This window comes from Collimonas arenae (assembly GCF_001584165.1).
Taxonomy (GTDB): Bacteria; Pseudomonadota; Gammaproteobacteria; order Burkholderiales; family Burkholderiaceae_D; genus Collimonas; species Collimonas arenae.
In genome coordinates, this window is record NZ_CP013233.1 from 1,185,474 (window position 1) to 1,199,146 (window position 13,673).

The 13,673-nt window shown below is 57.9% G+C and carries 15 protein-coding genes and 1 riboswitch; of the genes, 7 read left to right on the top strand and 8 right to left on the bottom strand.

All coding sequences use genetic code 11. The features are described 5' to 3' along the window. Nucleotides 1-8: 8 nt before the first annotated feature. Together CAter10_RS05550 and CAter10_RS05555 are read right to left on the bottom strand one after the other, a co-directional pair. Entirely contained in the window at nucleotides 9-707 is a 699-nt protein-coding gene (locus tag CAter10_RS05550) for a UPF0149 family protein (RefSeq protein WP_061532632.1), read from the bottom strand. A gap of 87 nt (nucleotides 708-794) precedes the next feature. After that, complete coding sequence (locus CAter10_RS05555) at nucleotides 795-1,664, bottom strand: DNA ligase (RefSeq protein ID WP_061532633.1); 870 nt, start codon at nucleotides 1,662-1,664, stop codon at nucleotides 795-797. A 121-nt stretch (nucleotides 1,665-1,785) separates the two neighbouring features. On the opposite strand from CAter10_RS05555, the gene CAter10_RS05560 reads away from it, so the two are divergent. Next, nucleotides 1,786-2,778 (top strand): serine/threonine protein kinase, encoded by a 993-nt coding sequence (locus CAter10_RS05560; RefSeq protein WP_061535176.1) that lies wholly within the window; start codon nucleotides 1,786-1,788, stop codon nucleotides 2,776-2,778. A gap of 8 nt (nucleotides 2,779-2,786) precedes the next feature. Here the strand turns inward: CAter10_RS05560 and CAter10_RS05565 are convergent, their stop codons facing one another. Next, nucleotides 2,787-3,116, bottom strand: a complete 330-nt coding sequence (locus tag CAter10_RS05565; protein WP_061532634.1) for a DMT family transporter — start codon at nucleotides 3,114-3,116, stop codon at nucleotides 2,787-2,789. An 82-nt stretch (nucleotides 3,117-3,198) separates the two neighbouring features. Beyond that, nucleotides 3,199-4,095 (bottom strand): LysR family transcriptional regulator, encoded by an 897-nt coding sequence (locus CAter10_RS05570; protein WP_061532635.1) that lies wholly within the window; start codon nucleotides 4,093-4,095, stop codon nucleotides 3,199-3,201. Between the two features lie 136 nt (nucleotides 4,096-4,231). Between CAter10_RS05570 and CAter10_RS05575 the strand changes: the two genes are divergently transcribed. The 3 genes from CAter10_RS05575 to fahA are packed head-to-tail and all read left to right on the top strand — an operon-like array spanning nucleotide 4,232 to nucleotide 8,210. Further along, nucleotides 4,232-5,593: an MFS transporter gene (locus CAter10_RS05575; protein WP_061532636.1), complete on the top strand. Its 1,362-nt coding sequence runs from the start codon at nucleotides 4,232-4,234 to the stop codon at nucleotides 5,591-5,593. A 29-nt stretch (nucleotides 5,594-5,622) separates the two neighbouring features. Continuing rightward, nucleotides 5,623-6,927: a homogentisate 1,2-dioxygenase gene (gene hmgA / locus CAter10_RS05580; protein WP_061532637.1), complete on the top strand. Its 1,305-nt coding sequence runs from the start codon at nucleotides 5,623-5,625 to the stop codon at nucleotides 6,925-6,927. Between the two features lie 14 nt (nucleotides 6,928-6,941). Further along, complete coding sequence (gene fahA / locus CAter10_RS05585) at nucleotides 6,942-8,210, top strand: fumarylacetoacetase (RefSeq protein ID WP_061535177.1); 1,269 nt, start codon at nucleotides 6,942-6,944, stop codon at nucleotides 8,208-8,210. Between the two features lie 238 nt (nucleotides 8,211-8,448). Here the strand turns inward: fahA and lpxO are convergent, their stop codons facing one another. Beyond that, nucleotides 8,449-9,351 carry a lipid A hydroxylase LpxO gene (gene lpxO / locus CAter10_RS05590; RefSeq protein WP_061535178.1) on the bottom strand — a complete coding sequence of 301 codons (903 nt, stop codon included), beginning with the start codon at nucleotides 9,349-9,351 and terminating at the stop codon, nucleotides 8,449-8,451. 252 nt (nucleotides 9,352-9,603) lie between these two features. After that, a riboswitch (yybP-ykoY riboswitch) is annotated at nucleotides 9,604-9,784 on the top strand. A 112-nt stretch (nucleotides 9,785-9,896) separates the two neighbouring features. Between lpxO and CAter10_RS05600 the strand changes: the two genes are divergently transcribed. Next, nucleotides 9,897-10,901 carry a sodium:calcium antiporter gene (locus tag CAter10_RS05600; protein ID WP_061532639.1) on the top strand — a complete coding sequence of 335 codons (1,005 nt, stop codon included), beginning with the start codon at nucleotides 9,897-9,899 and terminating at the stop codon, nucleotides 10,899-10,901. Nucleotides 10,902-10,907: 6 nt separating this feature from the next. On the opposite strand, the gene CAter10_RS05605 is transcribed toward CAter10_RS05600, so the two are convergent. Then, nucleotides 10,908-11,240, bottom strand: coding sequence for a YnfA family protein (locus tag CAter10_RS05605; RefSeq protein ID WP_061532640.1), 333 nt, complete (start codon nucleotides 11,238-11,240; stop codon nucleotides 10,908-10,910). A 175-nt stretch (nucleotides 11,241-11,415) separates the two neighbouring features. Between CAter10_RS05605 and sugE the strand changes: the two genes are divergently transcribed. After that, nucleotides 11,416-11,736, top strand: coding sequence for a quaternary ammonium compound efflux SMR transporter SugE (sugE, locus tag CAter10_RS05610; protein ID WP_061532641.1), 321 nt, complete (start codon nucleotides 11,416-11,418; stop codon nucleotides 11,734-11,736). Between the two features lie 16 nt (nucleotides 11,737-11,752). On the opposite strand, the gene CAter10_RS05615 is transcribed toward sugE, so the two are convergent. Then, nucleotides 11,753-12,073, bottom strand: a complete 321-nt coding sequence (locus CAter10_RS05615) for a ribbon-helix-helix domain-containing protein (RefSeq protein WP_061532642.1) — start codon at nucleotides 12,071-12,073, stop codon at nucleotides 11,753-11,755. Between the two features lie 66 nt (nucleotides 12,074-12,139). Next, a complete protein-coding gene (locus tag CAter10_RS05620; RefSeq protein WP_061532643.1) occupies nucleotides 12,140-12,721 on the bottom strand; it encodes a DJ-1/PfpI family protein in 582 nt (193 codons plus the stop codon). A 323-nt stretch (nucleotides 12,722-13,044) separates the two neighbouring features. Here CAter10_RS05620 and folE point away from each other — a divergent pair, with 323 nt between their 5' ends. Further along, entirely contained in the window at nucleotides 13,045-13,671 is a 627-nt protein-coding gene (folE, locus tag CAter10_RS05625) for a GTP cyclohydrolase I FolE (protein WP_061532644.1), read from the top strand. Nucleotides 13,672-13,673: the final 2 nt, after the last annotated feature.

The window sequence follows — 13,673 nt, forward strand, 5'->3', positions numbered from 1 at the left end:
TTTTTTGATCAGTCTTCGGCTTTATTGAGGCCGCAGCACTTCTTGTATTTCTTGCCGCTGCCGCAGCTGCAATCATCATTACGACCAATCTTCGGCGTCTCGCGCTGGATCGTGGTCACCGCTGATTTGCGGTGCGGAAGCCAATAACGGTAAATTTCCGGAATTGCTGCCTCGACCTCTACCGCCAGCTTGTGACGCTGCATAGGATCTTCGCGCAGCGCCATTTCCTCTTCTTCCAGCTCTTCCGCGCCGAGCAGGTAAATCGGCCGCACAACCGTTGCCAGGTTCGAATGCCAGATCGGCTCCCAAGCCTTGGCGCGCAGGTTGATGCCTTCCCAGAAACCCCAGGCCCAGGCTTCGCCGTCGAGCAGGTTCTTGCCTTCGAACTCATGCTCACAGAACAATGGCTCATATTCTTTTGGGGCAACTTCCAGCGTGACCGCGATTTCATTCATGTAGCGGGCGATCAGGCCAACGATCTTTTCGTATTCCTTCTCTGACTTGAATTTCGGCGCGTCCTTCAGCGAAGGTCCCCATACATGCGGCAGCCATTCGCCCAGCAAGACTTGCTCTGGACCGACTACCAGCGCAGTCAGATAACCATGCAGGGTATCCATGGTCATGCTGTCTTCAGCGCAACGATCGGACAACAAAAAGTCGTCCAGTTCGTCAAATTCTTTGTCTGAGAGGGGTTCGTCGAGATTCATGGTGATAACCGCTTAAAAAATGGGGGATACGGATTTTATGATTGAAATAGCTTCAAGCTGCAAAATATTTCACCCAATCCAGCGATTCTACTGCTGATATTCCCGCATGAAGCTGGCGAATCGCGGTATTCCGCCTGGATTCAATCCCCTGAAGCGATAAGTCACCAGGCTGCCCAGCGCCGGCGGGTGGCGTCGTTGGTCGTCGCTGAAACCGGTGCCTAGCTTGAAACGCAAGCCGTCCGGTGTTTCCACCAGCAATGCGCCCATCATGCCCTGATATTTCCCCTTGCCGGGCAAATGGGCAATGACCCTGGCTTCCGCATCCTCATGGGTTTTCAGTTTGAGCAGGTCGTCGTTGCGCAGCGCCTGATAAAGCGAGGCGCCTCGATGCAGCATCAATCCTTCGCCACCTTGTCTGACTATGCGGTCCAGCATGCGTTGCAGCGTGGCGTGATCGCTGATCTTGATTTGTTCGACGGCCTGTACCCACGGCGTTTTAAGGCTGGGGATCAGCGTTTTTAGTGCTTGCAGTCGCTGATTGAAGTTGCCGCCATGCGCCGGCAGGTCGAATACCATGAAGCGCATGCTGCGCCAGGCGCTGTCGTCTGCTGTCTCGCGACGCACGGTGGAGACCGCGTGATTGAAGCGGCCGCGGCCGGCCCACAGCTCGCCATCCATCGCTATCGCGGGCCAGCCGGCGGTGAACCAGGGCGGGGCGATCACCGGCTGGCCACCGCGGGTCAGCAGCCGCTTGCCATCCCAGTAGCCGCGCACGCCATCGTATTTTTCACTGACCCAATACTCCGTAAGCGGGATGCCGGGGTGGTAGGAATTGGCCAGCATCAACGGTGGGGCGTTGTCGGCAGCGACAATCGGCGGCGTCAGCGCGAGCAGGAAGCTGAGCGCCAGCGCCGTGCAGAGACGTGGTTTGAATCGCGTTATCGATGGCTGTTTCATGGCGGTGGCCCAAGTCGAAAATGATGGTGTTCTGAAAACTATCATCTGTCCTTCGACGGCATCTATTGGCATTTCCACCTAATCGTGGAGAAAACATGGCGTGGGCGCTTACAATGCCGGGATGGCTACTTCACCTCCCGCATCATTCTCGACCCTGACTCCCGATACCGTACTGGACGCGCTCGATAGCATCGGGCTGCATGGCGACGGTCGTCTGCTGGCGCTCAACAGCTACGAAAATAGGGTGTATCAAATCGGCATGGAGGAAGGGCCACCGCTGGTTGCCAAGTTCTATCGGCCCGGGCGCTGGAGCGATGCGGCGATCCTGGAAGAGCACGGTTTCGTGCAGGAACTGGTGGAGCGCGAAATTCCAGTGGTTGCGGCTTGGACCGCACCGGATGGAAAAACGCTGCATCAGTTCGATGGCTTCCGTTTCGCGGTATTCCCGCGTCACGGCGGCCGCTCGCCGGAACTGGAGGACGATGCCACGCTGGAATGGCTGGGTCGCTTCCTTGGGCGTATCCACGCGGTTGGCGGTTTGCGCATTTACCAGCACCGGCCGACGCTCGACATCGCCAGCTTTGGCGAGGAGCCGAGCACGTTTTTGCTGGCTAACGGTTTTGTGCCGGAAGATTTGCTGGAAGCTTATCGCAGCACCGTCACGCAAGCGCTGCTGGGCGTGCGTCGTTGCTTCGAGCGCGCCGGCAGCGTCGGCGCCTTGCGTTTGCATGGCGACTGCCACGGCAGCAACGTGTTGTGGACCGACGCCGGCCCGCATTTCGTCGATTTCGACGATAGTCGCATGGGGCCTGCGGTACAGGATCTGTGGATGCTGTTGTCCGGTGAACGCAAGGACATGGTGCGGCAAATGGGATCGCTGCTGGCCGGTTACGAAGACTTCTGCGATTTCGATACGCGCGAGCTGTACTTGATCGAAGCGCTGCGCACCTTGCGCTTGATTCACTACGCGGCGTGGATCGCGCGCCGCTGGGACGACCCGGCTTTCGCCGTGGCCTTCCCGTGGTTCAATACGCAGCGCTACTGGCAGGACCGGGTGCTGGAATTGCGCGAACAAATCGCGCTGATGGACGAACCGCCGTTGTGGCAGGCATGAAGCGAGAGTTAGTGCGGCACTGACTTCGAAAAGATATTCATCACCAGCACACCTGAGACAATCAGGCCGATGCCGATCAATGCTGCGGTATCGAGACTTTGTTTCAACACCAGCCAGCCGACCAGGGCGATCAGCGCGATACCGATGCCGGACCACATCGCATACACGATGGCCACCGGCAAGGTGCGCAAGGTCAGTGACAGGAAATAGAACGCAATCAGATAGCCGCTCACCACCACAATCGACGGCACCAGCCGGGTGAATTCGGCGCTGGCTTTCAAGGCGCTGGTGGCGATCACTTCGGCGACGATGGCGATCAATAGATAGATCCAATGCATGACTTCTCCTGGCTGATAAAAAATAGAAATGCGCAAAAAATGCGCAAAAAATACGCATAGAAATGCGCGTAAAAACGAAACGCTAATCGATAGCAGCGAACAGCTCTGTGACGAAATCGACAAAAACCCTGACCTTGGCCGATAACTGGTGGCTCTGATGATAGACCACCGACACCGGCGGCCCTGGCGTGGCCCAGTCGGCCAGCACCGGCGTCAGCAGGCCGGCGTGGATCTGCGGATTGAGCGACAGCGTCAGCAACTGGACGATGCCGGCGCCGCTAGCGGCTGCGTGGATCAGGGTTTCCGCATGATTGATGGCGATATTGCCGGGCGGCGCCCAGTTGAATTCTTGCTTGCCTTTGCTGAAGGTCCACGGCACGTTCTGGCCACTGTTGGGATGGATGAACGCCAGGCAACGGAAGCTGCTTAGTTCCTGCGGCGTGCGCGGAGTTCCGTGCTGCGCCAGGAATTCCGGCGCGGCGCAGCACAGGTTGCGGGTCTGGTAGATGCGCCGCGCCACCATGCTGGAATCCTTCAGCTCGCCGATGCGGATCCAGACATCGCCACGGCCTTCCACCATATCGACCATGCGGTCGCCGACATTGAGCCGGATCGACAGATCGGGATACAGCGCACTGAAGCGCGCCAGCGCTGGCGCCAGGTAAATACGGGCGATCACGGTCGGCACATCGACCCGCAAAATGCCCTGCGGCGTGACGCGTCGGCCTTGCAGCCCGTCTTCCAGTTCGGTCATGTCGCCCAGCAGGCGCTGCGCCCGCTGGTAGCAGCTATGGCCATCATCTGTCAGGGAGATTTTGCGGGTGGTGCGGTTCAGCAGGCGCACGCCGAAATGCCGCTCCAGCGCGGCGATGTGGTTGGTGATGGTGGCGTTCGACATCTCCAGCTGCTCAGCGGCGCGGCTGAAACTGTTCAATTCCACCACTTGGCAAAATACCCGCAATGATTCCAGACGATCCATGATGGCAATTTTATATTATTCAAGATAATTAAAAAATGATTTTAATTATTGTCTATTTTTCTGATTCTTAAAAAGAATGATAATGCACGAAAACAGATCGTATCGATACGACGCCAATACCTGACAGGAGACATGCATGGCCATTGCGACAGATAGCACCCAGAGCAACGCGATAGACATTCCCGCCTTGATCGACTGCAGCCGCATCGGTGGTTTCCAGGTAGTCATGCTGACCTTATGTGCGCTGTGCCTGATCATCGACGGCTTCGATGTGCAGGCGATGGGCTATGTGGCGCCTGCCATCATCCAGGAATGGGGGATCGCCAAGGGCAACCTGGGGCCGGTGTTCGGCGCCGGATTGTTCGGCATGCTGCTCGGCTCCCTGACGTTCAGCATCTTGGCCGACCGCATAGGCCGCCGCCCGGTGCTGATTGCCGCTACCTTGTTCTTTGCCGCCTGCATGTTGCTGACGCCGCTGGCCGGTACGGTCGAACAGCTGATTGCGTTACGCTTTATCACCGGCCTTGGCCTGGGCGCGATCATGCCGAATGCGATGGCGCTGGCCGGCGAATACAGTCCGCTGCGCAAGCGCGTGACCCTGATGATGCTGGTGTCGTGCGGCTTCACGCTGGGCGCGGTGTTGGGCGGCTTGCTGTCGGCGGCGCTGATTCCGCGCTTCGGCTGGCAATCGGTGTTCCATGTCGGCGGCGCGGTGCCGCTGGTGATCGGCGTGCTGATGATTTTCCTGTTGCCGGAGTCGATGCAGTTCCTGGTCCTGCGCGGCAAACGGCTGGAACAGGTCGGCAAGTGGCTGCGCCGTATTGATCCTGCCGTCGTGGTCGATCAGCAGACCCGCTACGTCGTCAATGAAAAGGCCGGCAAGGGCGCACCTGTGATGCAACTGTTCCAGGACGGGCGGGCCAAGGTTACGATCCTGCTGTGGATCATCAATTTCATGAATCTGGTCAACCTGTATTTCCTGTCGAACTGGCTGCCGACGATAGCCAAGGATGCCGGCCTGTCGACTGCCACCGCAGTGATGGCCGGCACCACATTGCAGATCGGCGGCACGCTTGGCACCTTGATCATGGGCCAGTTGATCGATCGCTCCAGTTTCCGCCGCGTGCTGATTCCGGCTTTCCTGATTGCCGGCGTCTCGGTGGCGTTGATCGGCCGTCCCGAGCTCTCACTGCTGTTCCTGTTTGCCAGCATCTTCGTCGCCGGCTTTTGCATCGTCGGCGGCCAGCCTGCGGTGAATGCGCTGGCTGGCACCTATTATCCGACCACCTTGCGTTCGACCGGCATCGGCTGGAGCCTTGGGGTTGGTCGCATCGGTTCGATTGTCGGGCCGGTACTGGGTGGTGAACTGATTCGTTGGAATTGGCCGAACAGCACGATTTTCATCGTACTGGCGGTGCCGGCGCTGGTGTCGGCCGCGATGCTGGTGCTGATGCAGGAAACTTCACATCGCAAGAATACGCAAGCTGCGATTGTTTAAGATCAGAACTTGAACCAAGGATAAAAACCATGGAAAACACACTCCGCTACCAGACCGGATTTTGCAATGACTTTGCCAGCGAAGCCTTGTCCGGCGCGTTGCCGCTTGCACAGAATTCACCGCAGAAGGCGCCTTATGGCCTGTACGCAGAACAACTCTCCGGCACCGCATTCACCGCGCCGCGCGCGCACAACCGGCGCTCCTGGCTATACCGGATTCGTCCCGGCGCGATGCATCACGCCTTTGAGAAAATCGAACACGGCTTGCTAACCAGCGGACCGTTCACGGCGGTCGATACGCCGCCTAACCAGCTGCGCTGGAATTCGCTGCCGCTCCCGGCAGATGACCGGCCAACCGATTTCATCGATGGCATCGTCACCTTTGCCGGTAACGGCGATCCGGCGGCGCAAGCCGGCATTGCGATTCACCTGTACGTGGCGAATCGTTCGATGCATGATCGCTTCTTCTACAATGCCGACGGTGAACTGTTGATCGTGCCGCAGCAAGGGCGTTTGCTGGCCAGGACTGAAATGGGCCTGCTCGACGTCAAGCCGGGTGAAATTGTGGTGATTCCACGTGGCGTGCGCTTTCGCATTGAATTGCCGGACGGTGCGGCGCGTGGCTACATTTGCGAAAACTACGGCGCGGCTTTCCAACTGCCGGAACTGGGTCCGATCGGCGCCAACGGTTTGGCCAATGCTCGTGATTTCCAGGCCCCGGTCGCTGCCTATGAGGATCGTGAAGGTGAGTTCCAGTTGCTGGCGAAATTCGGCGGCAAGCTGTGGGCGGCGCGCATTGACCATTCGCCGCTGGACGTGGTGGCCTGGCACGGTAACTACGCACCCTATAAATACGACTTGAGTTTGTTCAATACCATCAACACGGTCAGCTACGATCATCCTGATCCGTCGATTTTCACGGTGCTGACTTCGCCGTCGGATACCGCCGGTACCGCCAACGTCGATTTCGTGATTTTCCCGTCGCGTTGGATGGTGGCCGAGCACACATTCCGCCCGCCATGGTTCCACCGCAACGTCATGAGCGAATACATGGGGCTGATTCACGGCGCCTACGATGCCAAGGCCGACGGTTTCACGCCCGGCGGCGGCAGCCTGCACAATTGCATGAGTGGCCACGGCCCCGATGCCGCTACTTTCGACAAGGCATCCAATGCCACATTGGCGCCGCATCGCATCGACAATACAATGGCCTTCATGTTCGAAAGCCGCTACCTGATTCATCCGACGCCATACGCGTTGGCGACGCCGCAATTGCAGCGTGATTACTTGCAATGCTGGCATGGCTTGCAAAAGCATTTCAACGGTCAACCTTAATGAAAAAAGACATCATGCAAACCAACGATCCAACATTGAAATCATTTATCCCGACGCCGCCGGAGTCGCATTTTCCAATCCAGAACCTGCCGTTCGGCGTGTTCAGCACGGCCGCCGATCCGGCGCCGCGCGTGGGCGTGGCAATCGGCGATCATATCCTCGATCTGGCTGCGATTGCCGAGGCCGGGCTGTTGAATGTCAAACCGGAAATTTTCCGTCAGGCCAGCCTCAACGCATTTATCGCACTCGGCCGCCCGACATGGCGCGGCACCCGTGCCGCCATCAGCGATCTACTGCGCGCCGACAACCTGCAACTGCGCGATAACCAGGCGTTGCGCGCCAAAGCATTGGTTGCACAAGATCAAGCAACGCTGCATCTGCCGGTAGAGATTCCAGGCTATACCGATTTCTATTCGTCGATGGAACATGCAACCAACGTCGGCTCGATGTTCCGCGATCCGGCCAATGCGCTGCTGCCGAACTGGTTGCACATCCCGATCGGCTACAACGGCCGCGCCAGTTCAGTGGTGGTCAGCGGCACGCCGGTGCAACGTCCGAACGGCCAGCTGAAATTGCCGGATGCCGAAGCGCCGGTATTTGGCGCTTGCCGCAAACTCGATTTCGAACTGGAAACCGGCTTCATCATCGGCCAGCCGAATGCGCTAGGTGAGCCGATTGATATCGCCAATGCCGAGCAGCATATTTTCGGCATGGTGCTGCTCAATGACTGGAGCGCGCGTGATTTGCAGCAATGGGAATACGTACCGCTCGGTCCGTTCAACAGCAAGTCGTTTGCGACTTCGATTTCGCCATGGGTGGTCAGCATGGATGCATTGGAGCCGTTCCGGGCCGAGAGCCCGGTGCAGCAACCAGAGCCGTTGCCATATTTGAAGCAGAGCGGAAAAAACGGTTACGACATCACACTGGAAGTCTCGCTCAAGGCAGGCCAAAGCGCAGCGCCGCAAACCATCTGCCGCACCAATTTCAAGGCGATGTATTGGACCATGGTGCAACAGCTGGCGCATCATACGGTATCGGGCTGCAATACGCGCATCGGTGACCTGATGGGTTCAGGTACGATCAGCGGCAGCACGCCAGGCGCCTACGGCAGCTTGCTGGAACTGACCTGGAACGGCAAGAATCCGCTGGTGCTGGCGGACGGCAGCCAGCGCACGTTTATTCAGGATGGCGATGAAGTGGCGATGACTGGCTGGTGTCAGGGCGACGGTTACCGGGTCGGCTTCGGCGCGGTCAGTGGCAAGGTATTGCCGGCGCGAGGGTGAGGAAAGCAGGAGCAAAATCCATGCGCAATGCAAAGAGAATTGCTCATGGTTGTGCCACCTGTTGCAAGACCTACTGAAAATCTGAAAAAAGACCGTCAGATGAAAAATTGCGTTGTTTACCAGGGCATGTGTCGGTGTACAAGATGTAAAAAAGCCGCCTCGAAGGCGGCTGAGAGCGGTGCAAACGCTATCGGCGCTGCGCCCGGCTCGCGCGCTTAATGCTGCCGGGGAGCGTGCCTCAAAGATAAATGATGGCGAGCACCGCGCCAATGATCAGTCCGAATTTGATGCAGAGGTACAGCGGCTTGCTGAACTTCTTCAGGCGGCGGCGATATTGGCCGGCAGCCCAGACGAAGCGGAACAGCTTGTTGATGCCGCCGGTTTCGTCGCCGGTTTCGTTCGGTGAGGCGGCGGCGCTCATCATGTGGCGCCCGAGCCAGCGGTTGATTGCTTGCGCCCAGCGGTAGCGCATTGGCCGTTCGATGTCACAGAAGATGATGATGCGGTTGACGTCGGTGCCGTTCTGCGCCCAGTGGATATAGGTTTCGTCGAATACCACGCCTTGGCCATCGCGCCAGCTGTAGCGTTGCTGATTGACTTCAATGAAGCAGCGGTCGTCGTTCGGCGTGACCAGGCCGAGGTGATAGCGTAGCGAACCGGCAAACGGGTCGCGGTGCGGATTGAGTGTGCCGCCCGGCGCCAGTTCAGCAAACATCGCGGCCTTGACGCTTGGGGTCTGGCGCAGCAGCGCCACGGTCTTCGGGCAGAACTGTTCTGCCGACGGATGGCTGGCGTCATACCATTTCAGATAAAAGCGTTTCCAGCCGGCCTTGAAGAAAGAGTTGAAGCCGGCGTCGTCGTTCTTTTCCGCCGCGCGGATTTTTTCCAGGCCGATCAGACCCTTGGCCTCATCGCGAATGGTTTCCCAGTTGTCTTCCAGTATTTTCAGGTCTTTGAAAGTGCTGGTCGGCAGGTAAGGCGTGTTGGTCGGCACCTTGGAAAACATGTACATGAAGATGTTCAGCGGCGCCATGATCGACGAGTGGTCGAACAGCTGGCGGAAGAACGGCAGACGTGCCTTGCCGCGGAAGTGCACATACAACACCGATAAAAGAAAAATACTGACTACTGCCCATTTCATAAAAATGTGCTCCGTTTCAAAAAAAGCTTGGCCGACGGCAAATGCGCGGCGTTCCTGTGGTGGGAAGGAGGAAGGAATACTGCCATAAATCAGGTCAGCCGCCATTTTATCCCTTTTGCTGCTCCTTATTGCCAACTTGTGTCGTTTGTTAACTGAACGAGTGGGCTGTCACAGCTCGCTAGTTGCATGGGAGAATGTTTGCGACGCGCCGGCTATCGTTGCCGCGACCGATATTTCGATGTTAAGATTGCGCCTCCTTAGGGGAGTAGCCGCCTTCGAAACTTTCGAAGAGCGCATGTCAACATACTTGGCGCTGTACCAAATTTACGCCATGGCATGCGCGACCGCACGGTTTGGCAAGACCTATGGTGCATTCCTTTTCCTGGCCGGGCGAAGGCATTGTGCCATTCGTCAGCGCCCGGCCCTCAGGATTTCCATATGTTTATCTATCGCCATCGGCATTGTCCACAGATTGCCGCAGCCAGCTTGAATACCTCGTTTTCCGTCTTGTCCGATGTCGCCATTGTCCCTGCAGGAGCACGCGCATGATGCTCGCTATCGCATTATTGCTGGGTTCCGCCGTCGTCATCTACTTATCGTGTGAATATTTTGTCAATAGCATCGAATGGGTCGGGCGTCGCCTCGGTATTGCGCAAAGCGCGGTAGGTACAGTGCTGGCAGCATTTGGTACGGCGCTGCCGGAAAGCGTGGTGACTTTCGTCGCCGTGGTGTTCGGACGCGATGCCGCGCATCGGGAAATCGGTGTTGGCGCTGCGCTGGGCGGCCCTCTTGTACTGGCGACCATCGCCTACGCGGTGGTCGGCCTGATGTTTGTCCTGAACCGCAAGAAGCTCGGCGGCATCCTGCTGTCGGCTAGCGCTGCCCAGCGCTTGAGCCGGGACCAGGCCTGGTTCATCGGCATCTTCCTGCTCAAGGTTGGGCTGGGGCTGGTTGCGTTCACGCTCAAGCCGTGGCTTGGCATTCTTTTCCTGCTGGCCTACGGCGTGTATATCTGGGGCGAGATGCGCAAGGAAGAAGACGCCGATGCCGAAGTGCATGACCTGGAGCCGCTGAAATTCCGGCCGCACAATCCGCAGCCTGGCATCGGCTGGGCCTTGCTCCAGACGCTGGTGGCGCTGGTGGTGATTTTCCTGAGTTCGCAGCTGTTCGTGCATCAACTGGGAGAAGTCTCGCCTTGGCTCGGTATTTCGCCGCAACTGACGGCACTGCTGCTCAGCCCGATCGCCACTGAGCTGCCGGAAATCCTCAACGCCGTGATCTGGGTGCGCCAAGGTAAGCAGACGCTGGCACTCAGCAACATCAGCGGCGCCATGATGATCCAGGCCACCATTCCGACCGCGCTGGTGCTGATCTTCACGCCCTGGATGCTGGGGCCGGCACTGTTATGGGCGGCGGCAGTCACCATGCTGTCGATGCTGGGGTTGTATGCGCTACTGCGCAAAGGCATGCTGACCGGTGGGCGGCTGGCGTTGTTCGGCGTGCTGTACCTGTTGTTTGCCGCCGGGTTAGGGACTATCGGCGTGCATTGAACCGGCTCAGGCGCGTGCGCCCAGGGCAATCACGGCAGCACCTGCCAACGCCAGTCCGGCGCCGAGCAGGTCGCTCCACCTGGGCGTAACGCCATCGACGCTCCAGAGCCAGAAGATGGCGGTGGCGATATACACCGCGCCATAGGCCGCATATACGCGGCCGCTGGCGATCGGATGCAACGTCAGCAGCCAGACGAACGCTAGCAGGCTGATCGTGGCTGGCAACAGCAGCCACGCCGAACCTTTGCCGGACAGCCAGAGCATAGGCAGGTAACAGCCGAGCAATTCGGCGATGGCGGTCAGCAGGAATAATCCAAAGGTCTTGGTGATGGTCAGCATGAAATTGATCGATTTGAAGTAGTCATTGTGTCAGCAATCTGTGGGCATTTCTTGCCGCATCGGTTGCGGCACGTGAAAATTACCTGCGTGCTATTCTTGGCTTTTACACCACGGTGTCTGGACGACCTGACACTGTATCTTATCCGGGGACGACCCCATTTTTTCAGGAGGTCGCATGGCCTGGGTGATTCTTTTTCTTGCCGGTATCGCTGAAGTGATCTGGGCGGTTGGTCTTAAATATTCAGAAGGTTTTACGCGCACCTGGCCATCGGTGATTACGGTGGTCGGCATGGCGATCAGTATCTGGTTGCTGGCCTTGGCGATGCGCACTTTACCGCTCGGTACGGCATATGCCGTCTGGACCGGCATTGGCGCGGTCGGCTCGTTCATCGCCGGTATTCTGTTGATGGGAGAGGCCGTCAACGCCGCGCGCATTGTCAGCGTGAGTTTGATCGTGCTGGGACTGATCGGGTTGAAGCTGTCTTCGGCGAGCTGAGCTGTCGCTTATACGGTTATGCGGCAGCCTTGTTTTTTTCGTTTGTGGTGGCGCTCTTGAGCTGTTGGCCGGCTTGGGTTTTCAAGGTTTGATAACGCAGGCAGGTGACGCGCAGGAAAGAAGAAAAATTGCTGGCTTCACCGAAATGCGCGGTGACTTCGCCATGCAGTTTTGCGATTAGCTGGCTGGTGGTCATGTCATTATCCGCGGCCAGTTCAGCCAGGGTTTGCCAGAACAGGTTCTCTAGCTTGATGGTGGTGATGACGCCCATGATGCGTACCGAGCGGGTACGCGATTCATACAAGATCGGATCGGCTTGCGCGTAGATTTGACACATCAAACACCTCTGAAATGTTGAAACATCTGGTGCAAGCGGCGTCGCAGCCGCTTGCATCATGCTACATCATAATTCGATGCGAGTCCCCAATGCCGCCAGGAACAGCGCCAGCCACGCCGGATGCGCAGGCCATGCCGGCGCGGTCACCAGGTTGCCGTCGCGGTGTGCGGCGGTGACATCGATTTCCGCATATTTTCCTCCGGCCAGTTTGACTTCCGGTGCGCACGCCGGGTAGGCTGAGCAGGTTTTTCCTTCCAGTACGCCGGCTGCAGCCAGCAGTTGCGGGCCGTGGCAGACGGCGGCGATTGGTTTGTCCGCGGCATGGAATTGCTGGACGATTTCGATCACGCGCGGATTCAGGCGCAGGTATTCGGGCGCGCGTCCGCCCGGAATGAGCAAGGCGTCGTAGCGGCTGACATCGACATCACTGAAGGCTGCATTCAATGTGAAGTTGTGACCAGGCTTTTCGCTGTAAGTCTGGTCGCCTTCGAAGTCGTGGATGGCTGTGCGGATCTGCGCGCCGGCGGGTTTGTCAGGGCATACCACATCGACCTGGTGGCCGACCATCTGTAGCGCCTGGAACGGCACCATCAGTTCATAATCTTCAACGTAATCGCCGGCGAGAAACAGGATTTTCTTGGCACTCATGATGAACCTCTCAATGAAATTGCTGGTGGGGTAGAGTGGCCTGAGTATGGAGCAGCGAGAATCTGTCAGGTAATAACCGGTTATTACTCAGTGGACTTTCGATGTTGCGGCGCAAAATCCTGGCCGTTGCCAGATGCAGAAGAATCCGCTGTTTGATGAATGCAATGCATCAATGCTGCAGCTGAATTAAACTGTCACCGTTAACTGCTACCTCAACTGTCGTGATCAATTGCTGCCATGCAGCGTTGCACCATCGTCATGATCCTACATATGTCGCGAATGACGACCGGCAAGTGAAATTTTTTTAGAAAAGGTAAATCCAGATGGCCTCAAAAGACGCATTACAAACCGTTGCGGCTAGCGCATTATCCGAACGTCCCAGCAGGGCAGAGGCAGAGTCCGCTATTCGCACCTTGCTGCGCTGGGCCGGGGATGATCCTGACCGCGAAGGCTTGCTCGACACACCGGCACGCGTGGCGCGCGCCTATGAAGAATTCTTTGCCGGCTACAGCAAGGATCCGGTTGAAATTCTTTCAACCACTTTTTCGGAAGTCGAAGGCTACGATGAAATGGTGGTGCTGACCGATATCCGTTTCGAGAGCCATTGCGAGCATCACATGGCGCCGATCATCGGCAAGGCGCATGTGGCGTATCTGCCGGACCGCCGCGTGGTGGGCATTTCCAAGCTGGCGCGCCTGGTGGATATTTTCGCCAAGCGTCTGCAGATTCAGGAAAAGATGACAGTCCAGATCGCCGATACCCTGCAGCAAGTGTTGCTGCCGAAGGGTGTTGCAGTCGTGATCGAAGCCTCGCACGGTTGCATGACCACGCGCGGCATCCACAAGCCGGGCACCAGCCTGGTGACCAGCCGCATGCTGGGCGCATTCCGCGACGATCCGTCGACTCGCCGCGAATTCATGAGCATCATTAGCCAGAAACGCAACGGCTGATT

Excerpts from the sequence above, each read along its gene's own strand:
- CAter10_RS05570 (WP_061532635.1), bottom strand. The coding sequence starts at position 4,095 with ATGGATCGTCTGGAATCATTGCGGGTATTTTGCCAAGTGGTGGAATTG.
- CAter10_RS05620 (WP_061532643.1), bottom strand. The coding sequence starts at position 12,721 with ATGAGTGCCAAGAAAATCCTGTTTCTCGCCGGCGATTACGTTGAAGAT.
- folE (WP_061532644.1), top strand. The coding sequence starts at position 13,045 with ATGGCCTCAAAAGACGCATTACAAACCGTTGCGGCTAGCGCATTATCC.
- CAter10_RS05565 (WP_061532634.1), bottom strand. The coding sequence starts at position 3,116 with ATGCATTGGATCTATCTATTGATCGCCATCGTCGCCGAAGTGATCGCC.
- CAter10_RS05605 (WP_061532640.1), bottom strand. The coding sequence starts at position 11,240 with ATGCTGACCATCACCAAGACCTTTGGATTATTCCTGCTGACCGCCATC.
- lpxO (WP_061535178.1), bottom strand. The coding sequence starts at position 9,351 with ATGAAATGGGCAGTAGTCAGTATTTTTCTTTTATCGGTGTTGTATGTG.
- hmgA (WP_061532637.1), top strand. The coding sequence starts at position 5,623 with ATGGAAAACACACTCCGCTACCAGACCGGATTTTGCAATGACTTTGCC.
- sugE (WP_061532641.1), top strand. The coding sequence starts at position 11,416 with ATGGCCTGGGTGATTCTTTTTCTTGCCGGTATCGCTGAAGTGATCTGG.
- CAter10_RS05555 (WP_061532633.1), bottom strand. The coding sequence starts at position 1,664 with ATGAAACAGCCATCGATAACGCGATTCAAACCACGTCTCTGCACGGCG.
- CAter10_RS05550 (WP_061532632.1), bottom strand. The coding sequence starts at position 707 with ATGAATCTCGACGAACCCCTCTCAGACAAAGAATTTGACGAACTGGAC.
- CAter10_RS05560 (WP_061535176.1), top strand. The coding sequence starts at position 1,786 with ATGGCTACTTCACCTCCCGCATCATTCTCGACCCTGACTCCCGATACC.
- CAter10_RS05600 (WP_061532639.1), top strand. The coding sequence starts at position 9,897 with ATGATGCTCGCTATCGCATTATTGCTGGGTTCCGCCGTCGTCATCTAC.
- fahA (WP_061535177.1), top strand. The coding sequence starts at position 6,942 with ATGCAAACCAACGATCCAACATTGAAATCATTTATCCCGACGCCGCCG.
- CAter10_RS05575 (WP_061532636.1), top strand. The coding sequence starts at position 4,232 with ATGGCCATTGCGACAGATAGCACCCAGAGCAACGCGATAGACATTCCC.
- CAter10_RS05615 (WP_061532642.1), bottom strand. The coding sequence starts at position 12,073 with ATGTGTCAAATCTACGCGCAAGCCGATCCGATCTTGTATGAATCGCGT.